The sequence below is a fragment of the Nevskia soli genome, from assembly GCF_903970205.1.
Lineage (GTDB): Bacteria > Acidobacteriota > Terriglobia > Bryobacterales > Bryobacteraceae > Bog-113.
Window position 1 is genome coordinate 1 of sequence record NZ_CAJCHS010000130.1, and the last position, 8,287, is coordinate 8,287.

Genomic DNA, 8,287 nt, shown 5'->3' on the forward strand with positions numbered 1-8,287 from the left:
CATTGAGGATTCCTTCGATCATTGGGAAGATCAGAGGGAGAGCAACGTCGAGTATCTAAGGACGCTCGAAGATGACGCGACCGACCGGCAGGCGATGCACGAGAAATTCGGCGTCATCCGCCTCGGCGACCTGCTGAACGAATGGGCTTTCCACGATCTGGGCCATGTGCGCCAGATTGCAGAGTTAGTGCGTGCGCAACGCTATTACCCGAATATGGGCGCGTTCCGGACGATCTACAAAATCAGCCCCTAGGCAACCCCGGGGAAGAAAAGGACCCGGCGGCGGACCCTCCCTTTCGGCCGGGCTCGGTTGTGAACCGGAGGGTCATGCCGAACTCAGTAGATTCAGTACTTTACAGAGCCGCGACGGCGACGGAGCGGTTATGACCCCGGGCCCTAGGCAACCGCGGTGTGATGGCGCTGCAGGTTGAGGATCGAGCTTTCGAAACCTTCCGAATCCTCGGTAGCGGCAATTTCGCGAACCTCGGCATCCATGTCTTTGAACGACATTTTCAGGAAGAATCCGGTGAGGACCGGATCGCGCCAGCCGAAGTGCGCCTCTTGAGCCAGTATGTCGAGCGCCTGCTCGCGCGAATAGGCCGCCTTGTAGGGGCGCTCGCTGACAAGCGCATCATAAGCGTCCGCCAGTTGGAGAACCCGCGCCAACAGGGGGATTCTTTCGCCCGACAGGCCGTCCGGATAGCCGCTGCCATCCCATCGCTCATGGTGGCTGCGGATGATGGGCAGAACGTCTTTGAGTGAGCGCAACGGGGCGCAGATCTCTTCCCCGCGCACGCAATGGCTTTTCATCAGCACCCACTCTTCGGGAGTGAGCCGGCCGGGTTTGAACAGGATCGCATCGGGTACTGCAATCTTCCCGATATCGTGCAGATAGCCGCCGCGATGAAGCGCCATCAGATGCGCCTGGCTGAGGCCCATCCGCATCCCGAACACCGCGCTGAATAAGGCCAGACGCTGGCAATGCCCGGCCGTGCTCGGGTCTCGTTTTTCAACCGCCTTGGCGAGAGCGAACAGAATCGCTTCCGACTCCTCGAGCCGGTCGATGGCAACCTTGTGCCGGATTAGCGAACGAATGCGCGCCCGGAAAATTTCGGGGTGGAGCGGCTTGCTTAAATACTCGGCAGCCCCAGCCTGTATCCCCTCAACTTCGTCGGCGACCGTGCTCCTCGCCGTGACCAGCAGGATCGGGATCAGATCGGCGCCGCGGGTGTTCTTGATCGCACGGCAGCAATCGAGCCCGTCGCCCACCGACATATCGCGGTCGATAATCACCAGATCCGGGCGGCTGTTCTGCAGCAAAGCCAGGCCGGCGTCGGAGCAACGCGCCTCCAGGATGCGGCAATTCTCCCGCCGCAGCAGCGCCGCGAGCATGCGCCGGTCAGTTTCGCGTTCGGCGATCAGCACAACGCTGGGCGGCTCAACGACATCTTCCAAAAGCCGATGATGGAAATCCGCCAGGCCGGGCCAGCTCGAGCCCAATTCGGATGACGGACCCGCCTTTAGTTTCGAGCTGACAGCTTCTAAACGGGAGGTCATCGCTGTGTTCTGTATCGGTTGAAAAACGCGAAGACTTTACGAAAAATCTTTGCTTACCGTTGTAGGCGAATCCCGGAACTGTTGAGAGACGCACACAATGCCAAACACTGAATCTCCCTAGTGAGACGAACCGGACTTCGATTCCGCACGCGGCCGCTGCTCTCTCTCCTGATTGCGGCAGTCACAGGTGCAGCCACGGAAGCCGTTACGCAACCGGCGAAAGCCGGCATCCCGCCATACACAATCAACACCGTTGCGGGCAGCGATCAAAACGGCGACGGCGGCCCGGCCAGCCAGGCGTTCGTCAGCATCCTACAAGGCGTTTGTGCCGACGCGGCCGGCAACATCTACATTGCCGACGCGGACGACAACCGCATCCGGAAGATCGACACTTCCGGAGTGATCACCACGTTTGCGGGAGCGCAGGGCGGAGGCTTCGGCGGCGACGGCGGCCCGGCTGCTCAGGCCTTTCTGCAATCGCCCTACGGAATTCGTTTCGACAGCTCAGGCGCGCTATACGTGGCGGACCTGGGAAATAACCGCATCCGCAAAATTACACCCGATGGGAATATCTCCACATTCGCAAGCGGCCTAAACGCCCCCCGCAACCTGGCGTTCGATGCTCACGGCAATCTTTATGTTTCGGAGTTCAATGGCAATCAAGTGACTCTGGTGGGAGCGGACGGAAGCCGCACGCCCTTCGCGGGCAACGGCACGGCGGGATTCTCGGGAGATGGCGGAAGAGCGGTCGATGCGGAACTGAACGGCCCGGCTGGAATTGCCTTCGACCCGTCCGGAAATCTGTTTATTGCGGACAGCGGGAATGCGGTGATCCGGGAGGTCTCGACGGGCGGCACGATCGTGACAGCAGCCGGAACAGGGGCGGCCGGAAACCCCGGCGCGCTTACCATCAGCGAGCCGACGGGTTTAGCGGTCGATAGCGAGGGCAACGTCTACGTGACCAATGTCGAGTACCCCGAAACGTTCGTGATTACTACAACCGGCATGGTGAGGCAACTTGCAGGCGTAGGCCGCGATATCGCGCTCACGTCCGCGGGCGATCTGCTGTTGGCGGGTAATCAACACCTGCAGGAGCTTTCGCCGGCAAGCACGAACGCGCCGGGCACGTTGACGACGATCATTGGGCCTTCGCCATTCGTGTTCGGCGATGGCGGACCGGCGGTGAATGCGCGCTTCGAAAGTGTCACCTCCCTGGCGGTCGACGGGCAAGGCGACATCGTGGTGGTGGACACCGCGTTCCGCCGCGTTCGCGAGGTGCTGGCCGACGGCGATATCGAGACACTCCCGATCAGCGACTATACGACCCATCCGGTAGCGGTCGCTTTCAACGCTGGCGGTCAGATGCTGATCGGGGATAACGGCAATGTCGACGTAGTGAGCGCTTCGGGCAGCCCTACGGTTCTCTCGTCAGCACATGCACCGGCGGGGATTGCGGCCAACGCTAACGTCTATTTCACATCGGGAAACGCACTGTTCGAGATTCAGGGCAGCACGACTATGCCGGTGGCTGGGTCGGCGAGCCCGCAGTTGAACGGTCCCACCGCTCTGGCGGTCGCTGCCGACGGCACCATTTATATTGCCGACACGGGGAACGGGCTGATCCGGCATCTGGGCGCCGACGGTTCTCTCAGCACGATCGCCGGAACAACTCCGGGTTTCAGCGGCGATGAGGGACCCGCGGCGCAGGCGCAGCTAAGCGGTCCGGCGGGCCTGTGCTTCGATCCGTCGGGCAATCTCTGGATCGCGGACACGGCTAATTCGCGGATTCGAGTGATTGACACGACGGGAACCATTCACACCGCCGCGGGAACCGGGGACTTCGGGTTTTCGGGGGATGGCAATCCCGCAGCCTTCGCGGCGCTGTCGAGCCCGGCCGCACTGGCTTGCGACGCAAAAGGTAACGTGTTCATCGCGGATTCGGGCAACCGGCGCGTTCGCGAGTTGACGGTCGGGACCGGCGGCGACTCCGGTACCGGCTCCGGTACCGGCTCGACCGGTGGTTCTGGTGGAACGTCGGGCGCGCCGGAAGCTTCGGTCACGGTCACGCAGGCGGCTACGTTCAAGCCGGGTCCTATCGCGGGCGGGGAAATCGTGACGCTGTTCGGAGCCAATATCGGACCCTCCACGGCGATGGGAGGTCAACTGGATTCGACCGGGAAACTGGCAACCGTTCTGGGCCGGACGCAGGTCCTGTTCAACGGCATCGCCGCGCCGCTCTACTACGTAGGTACAAACCAAATTAACGCCGAGGTGCCGGTGGAAGTGGGCGGCAGTGTGTCGGCGCTGGTAACGGTGGAGAACGGGGGTAGCGCCGTGGCGGGCACGGTCGTCGATATCACGCCGTACTCTCCCGGCCTGTTCGCGGCGGGCGCCAATGCGGCGGCTTTGAATCAGAACCTCAGCGTGAACTCGACGAACAACCCGGCCGCGCCGAATTCGATTATCGTTCTCTATGGGACCGGCTTTGGTGAAACTAACCCGCTCGATATTACCGGCCAACCGGCGGCTCCGCCGCTGGGGATTCCGCTCGGCTACGTCAGCGTCACGATCGGAGGAACGGCGGCGACGGTTCTCTACGCGGGGGATGCGCCGGGCTTTGCGGGGTTGACGCAGGTGAATGCCCGCATTCCGGCGGGCCTTACGGGGCAGCAGCCGGTGTCAGTTACGGCCGGGAATGTCACCGCGACGGCAGCGCCCAGCATTTGGGTGCAGTAATACCCGTGGGGCTGCCGAGGCGCTACTCAGAATATCGATTGAACCAAATGGGCCGGATGGACTTACGCCAAGGCGAGAGGCTGCTCGGCTACCCCGCGAATGCCAGCCTGATAGCGGCGCTTTTCCCGAAACATCAAGGCGTCTGCCTGAGCCAGCAGATCCTCGATGCAGAGAGTCTTCATCGAGTTGTCGCACCGGAGAACTCCCATGCTCAATGAAAGATGCGGCGTTACGCCTCTCTTCTCATTACTCTGCTCTAGTGTTTTCGCGAGCCGGCGTTCCAGCAGCGTGCGGGTATCCGCGGAATCTTCCGGTACCATCACCGCGAACTCGTCTCCACCGATGCGGGCGACAATATCCGATTTTCTAAAGCATTCCCGAAGCGCGGCGGCTACAGTCAGAAGCGCTAAATCACCTTCCTTGTGTCCCAGGGTATCGTTAATCTCCTTAAACCGGTTAACGTCGATATAAAACAGCAGCATCGAATCTTTCCGTCGCGCTGCAGATTGCCATTGACGCTCGGCAAGCATGAAAAAGCCCCGGCGGTTATAAAGACCGGTCAATGGGTCGGTAACTGTCAATGCGCGCAGGCGATCCTCGCGTCGGACAATGGCGAGCCACGCGGACAGCGATAGAAGCAACATGACAAGCAGAAGCACTACCCACTGAGCGTGAATGGGGGTCCACCACGAGGCATGCTCCAGAATGGCGATATCCTTCGACGACCGTACCAGTATTTCGAATGAACGGGGGCTGCCGTCGGAGTTGGCGTCGGTATGCACCGTGCATATTCCAGTGAGTAGGAGGATGCTGCCGAGTTCTATGCCTGGGCCTTCCGGCGGGGACAACTGAAAAGTCGCTTCGAATACCTCGCCGCCTTGGCGCAGGATCAAAACGCGCTGGCCCCTCTGCACAAGGTTCTCGACAACCTTCCCCTGCAGCTGAACGAGTTGACCATCGTAAGGGACCTGAAGGAATCCGGCTTTCTGAAAAATCACGTCGCGGGCGTCGACCCGCTGAGGCTTGACCGGATTGCCAATTCCGACAACACGGAAGACGCCGTTTTTGAGAACCGGCGAATAGTCCCCCGTCGATGGGAAACCCACTGCCTCGACTCTCCGGCCGGGTTCGATTAATTCGTTGGACGAACTCTGGACGCGAATTCCGTCGTGGCCATCCTGGAGATAAAGGGCTTGTCCTGGAATTTGATAGGTCACGAAGCCGGCGACTTTCACGCGGTGAGGCGGCTGACCGAATTGGAGGATGTTACCAAGGGGTGTGGCTGCGGCAGCGAAGGGATCGTCGTTCGCAGGTTGGACTACATCGATGCCTCCGCGGTCCGGTACAAACATGGCGACACTTAAGAATTGCCGTCTCTGATTAAATGAGGAGGAGCAGACGCCGCGAACCCGCACGGTGGAGTCGATTAGGCGGCCGGCGTCGATTCCCGCGAAGTTCTGGAGCAACACGCCCATCTCTCCCCCGTCAAGTTCCACTCTGAGAGCCAGGATGTCACGCTCGAAAAGCTTAGTGATACGGGCCGAGTGAACGACGCCTTCGACCTCGATTCGTTGACTGTCTTCCCGGCCTCCAAACGTGTCGCTGTAGCTGATCCGGCGTGCGGGTGGTAACCGAGTATGACCGGCGACGCGGACGTAAGAGGCCAAGATGGTAGGCGCGAACAAACCTGCGTTACTCGCACCCGTCACTTCCACCAGATCACCCACTTTCACGTCGGCGTTGTCGGTACGATCGACCGAAATGCCAGCCGTGGAGTCCTGCACAAAAAAGGAATTCTTCCACCCGGAAATAGCGGTCACAATTCCGGTTAACCGCACGGGCCGCGCCTGGCGCGCCTGCTCGGGAGTCAGTATCCGAATGGCGCCAACCGTGGTCAAGGCGGGGGGAGTCTGACTCCGCAGTGGCACGGGCGTTCCAACCAGTGCGAATGCCAGCGGAAAGAAGGCGAGACTCCGCGCAACCAGGAGAATGAGGCGGTCCGCACACGATGGCGAAAATTCAGGCACTGCGGATACCATCGGCTGATTTCGAAGTTTCCTTCAGGGAGAAGCAGCAGACGCTTGTCTCGACTGCGGCACTCAAGTGCTGAACGCCACAAACCCGCCTCGCGAACTGCTAGCCTCGATGAATGGTCTGCGTCTCCGTTCTGTATCCTTACTCCCCCGGAAAAAGATTCGATCATGACTACTATGCGCGAAACCATATGCCCATGGTCATGGAACTATGTAAGCCCTCCGGACTCATCCGCTACGAGATCGATCGCGGGTTGACAAGTGGAACTCCGGGATCATCGGCCCCCTTCGCCTGTATTGGCAGACTGTACTTCAACACGGCGCAAGAGTTTCAGAAGGCGATGGAGTCGCACGGGCCGGAAATTCTCGGGGACGTCCCCAACTACACCGATATCAACCTTCAAATTCAAGTTAGCCAGATGAGCCCGAGCTAGCTGGCGCCGGCCGGTTACAGCCTCCTATCCCGTCTTCAAAGGCCCGGCGAATTGATAAGTACTGAAGATGATGCCGGACGGCAATGCTTTCGTCCTGACGAGCTCGAATGAACGCGGCGGGGTTCCCTCCGCAAAGAAGCGCTTCCCCGTCCCCAACAAGACCGGATAGACGATCAGCAGGACTTCATCCGCAAGCCCATGTTCGAGCAGCGTCGATGTCAGCGTGGAGCTACCCGAGAGAATCATGTCCGGGCCGTCCTGCGACTTAATGCGGCGAACGCCCTCGACGATGTCCGGTCCAAGGCCCTGGAACGGGCCCCATTCCAGACTTTCCGGACGGTGGGTCGCGATATATTTTGTGGCCGCATTGATGCCGTCCGCAAGCGGACTGCCCGGCGCCTTTGGCCAGAAGCCCGACCAGATATCGTAAGTGCGGCGGCCAAGCAGCAGATCGAAGCTCCCGCCGTACGCGGCTATCACTTCGTCCCGGCCGGCGAGGGTCCGATAGGGCACAGTCCAGTCGCTGTACGGGAAGTCGCCGTCGTCGGCGGAATGCTGGATAACGCCGTCCAGCGAAATGTGTTCGGTGAGTTTGAGCTTTCTCATTTGAGTCCTCATGTTTTGGGCGTTGGAATGACTATTCTCTGGGCATGGCGAGGAACTCGCGCACCTCGACCGATGCGCGGCAGGCGGCGGCGGCTTTGCGTCCCCACTTGACGGCCTCATCCATGTTGGCTGCGTCGAGTATCCAAAAGCCGCCGATGTGTTCCTTGGTCTCAAGATAGGGTCCATCGGTGATGACCACCTGTCCGCCGGGCTGCTTACGCAGTGATTTCGCGTGGGGCGCCGATTGGAGGCCGCCGGCGAAGAACCTGGCGCCGGCAGCCGCCATCTCTTCGTTGAGCGCATCGATATCGCGGACCATTGATTCGTCCTCTGCTGAGGGGTCATAGTTGTCGGGGTGGTGAATAGCAACTAGATATTGCGGCATGTCGTCTCCTAAAATAGTCTTCAGCCGGGCCAGTTGCCCGCCTTCACTATAACGACGAACGGCGAGATCGGAATTCGACAAGCCGTCGGGAAAGTTTCAGAGTAAACTCCCCAGGTGATTGAACAATCCATGACGAAGATCGGCTCACGATTGAGGGCTTTGCGTTGCGTCCGCTACGTGTTCCTCATCACGGTGGCGGCGGGTTCGACCCTTTGGGCGCAGTCCGGCGTTGGAGCCCCCGCGCAGCTTACTATCGATGTCACGCGGATCGTTTCGCCGGTAAGTCCGACTCTGTACGGCTTGATGACGGAGGAGATCAATCACTCCTACGACGGCGGCCTCTACGCGGAGATGATCCAGAATCGGGCATTTCACTCGGATTGGGAAGGAGAGCCGCCCTGGGACTTAGTGCGTCGCGGAAATGCTGCCGCGAGTAAGTCTCTCGATAAGTCAACCGGGCCGAGTCAAGCTTTGCCGTACAGCATGAAGTTATCGGTGACCGCCGCGTCCGAACGCAACGAGGCCGGCTTGACGAA

The 8,287-nt window shown here is 60.3% G+C and carries 6 protein-coding genes and 2 pseudogenes; 4 read left to right on the top strand and 4 right to left on the bottom strand.

The window, feature by feature from the left end; all coding sequences use genetic code 11:
- Positions 1-253, top strand: a pseudogene (locus H1Y01_RS05765) (hypothetical protein); the annotation flags it as partial.
- Positions 254-396: 143 nt separating this feature from the next.
- On the opposite strand, the gene H1Y01_RS05770 reads toward H1Y01_RS05765, so the two are convergent.
- Positions 397-1,557 carry an HD-GYP domain-containing protein gene (locus H1Y01_RS05770; RefSeq protein WP_180539390.1) on the bottom strand — a complete coding sequence of 387 codons (1,161 nt, stop codon included), beginning with the start codon at positions 1,555-1,557 and terminating at the stop codon, positions 397-399.
- A gap of 120 nt (positions 1,558-1,677) precedes the next feature.
- On the opposite strand from H1Y01_RS05770, the gene H1Y01_RS05775 reads away from it, so the two are divergent.
- Complete coding sequence (locus tag H1Y01_RS05775) at positions 1,678-4,293, top strand: IPT/TIG domain-containing protein (RefSeq protein ID WP_180539392.1); 2,616 nt, start codon at positions 1,678-1,680, stop codon at positions 4,291-4,293.
- Positions 4,294-4,355: 62 nt separating this feature from the next.
- On the opposite strand, the gene H1Y01_RS05780 is transcribed toward H1Y01_RS05775, so the two are convergent.
- A complete protein-coding gene (locus H1Y01_RS05780) occupies positions 4,356-6,320 on the bottom strand; it encodes a diguanylate cyclase (protein WP_180539393.1) in 1,965 nt (654 codons plus the stop codon).
- Positions 6,321-6,442: 122 nt separating this feature from the next.
- On the opposite strand from H1Y01_RS05780, the gene H1Y01_RS05785 reads away from it, so the two are divergent.
- The gene (locus H1Y01_RS05785; protein WP_180539395.1) at positions 6,443-6,760 is read left to right on the top strand and encodes an EthD family reductase; all 318 of its coding nucleotides are present in this window, start codon (positions 6,443-6,445) and stop codon (positions 6,758-6,760) included.
- A 24-nt stretch (positions 6,761-6,784) separates the two neighbouring features.
- Here H1Y01_RS05785 and H1Y01_RS05790 read toward each other — a convergent pair whose 3' ends face one another.
- Together H1Y01_RS05790 and H1Y01_RS05795 are read right to left on the bottom strand one after the other, a co-directional pair.
- Positions 6,785-7,366, bottom strand: coding sequence for a dihydrofolate reductase family protein (locus tag H1Y01_RS05790; protein WP_180539397.1), 582 nt, complete (start codon positions 7,364-7,366; stop codon positions 6,785-6,787).
- A gap of 31 nt (positions 7,367-7,397) precedes the next feature.
- Entirely contained in the window at positions 7,398-7,751 is a 354-nt protein-coding gene (locus H1Y01_RS05795) for a YciI family protein (RefSeq protein ID WP_180539399.1), read from the bottom strand.
- A 114-nt stretch (positions 7,752-7,865) separates the two neighbouring features.
- On the opposite strand from H1Y01_RS05795, the pseudogene H1Y01_RS05800 reads away from it, so the two are divergent.
- Positions 7,866-8,287: pseudogene (locus tag H1Y01_RS05800) on the top strand (hypothetical protein); the annotation flags it as partial.

Coding starts and splice junctions, on each gene's coding strand:
- H1Y01_RS05770 (WP_180539390.1), bottom strand. CDS start 1,557: ATGACCTCCCGTTTAGAAGCTGTCAGCTCGAAACTAAAGGCGGGTCCG.
- H1Y01_RS05785 (WP_180539395.1), top strand. CDS start 6,443: ATGGTCTGCGTCTCCGTTCTGTATCCTTACTCCCCCGGAAAAAGATTC.
- H1Y01_RS05790 (WP_180539397.1), bottom strand. CDS start 7,366: ATGAGAAAGCTCAAACTCACCGAACACATTTCGCTGGACGGCGTTATC.
- H1Y01_RS05795 (WP_180539399.1), bottom strand. CDS start 7,751: ATGCCGCAATATCTAGTTGCTATTCACCACCCCGACAACTATGACCCC.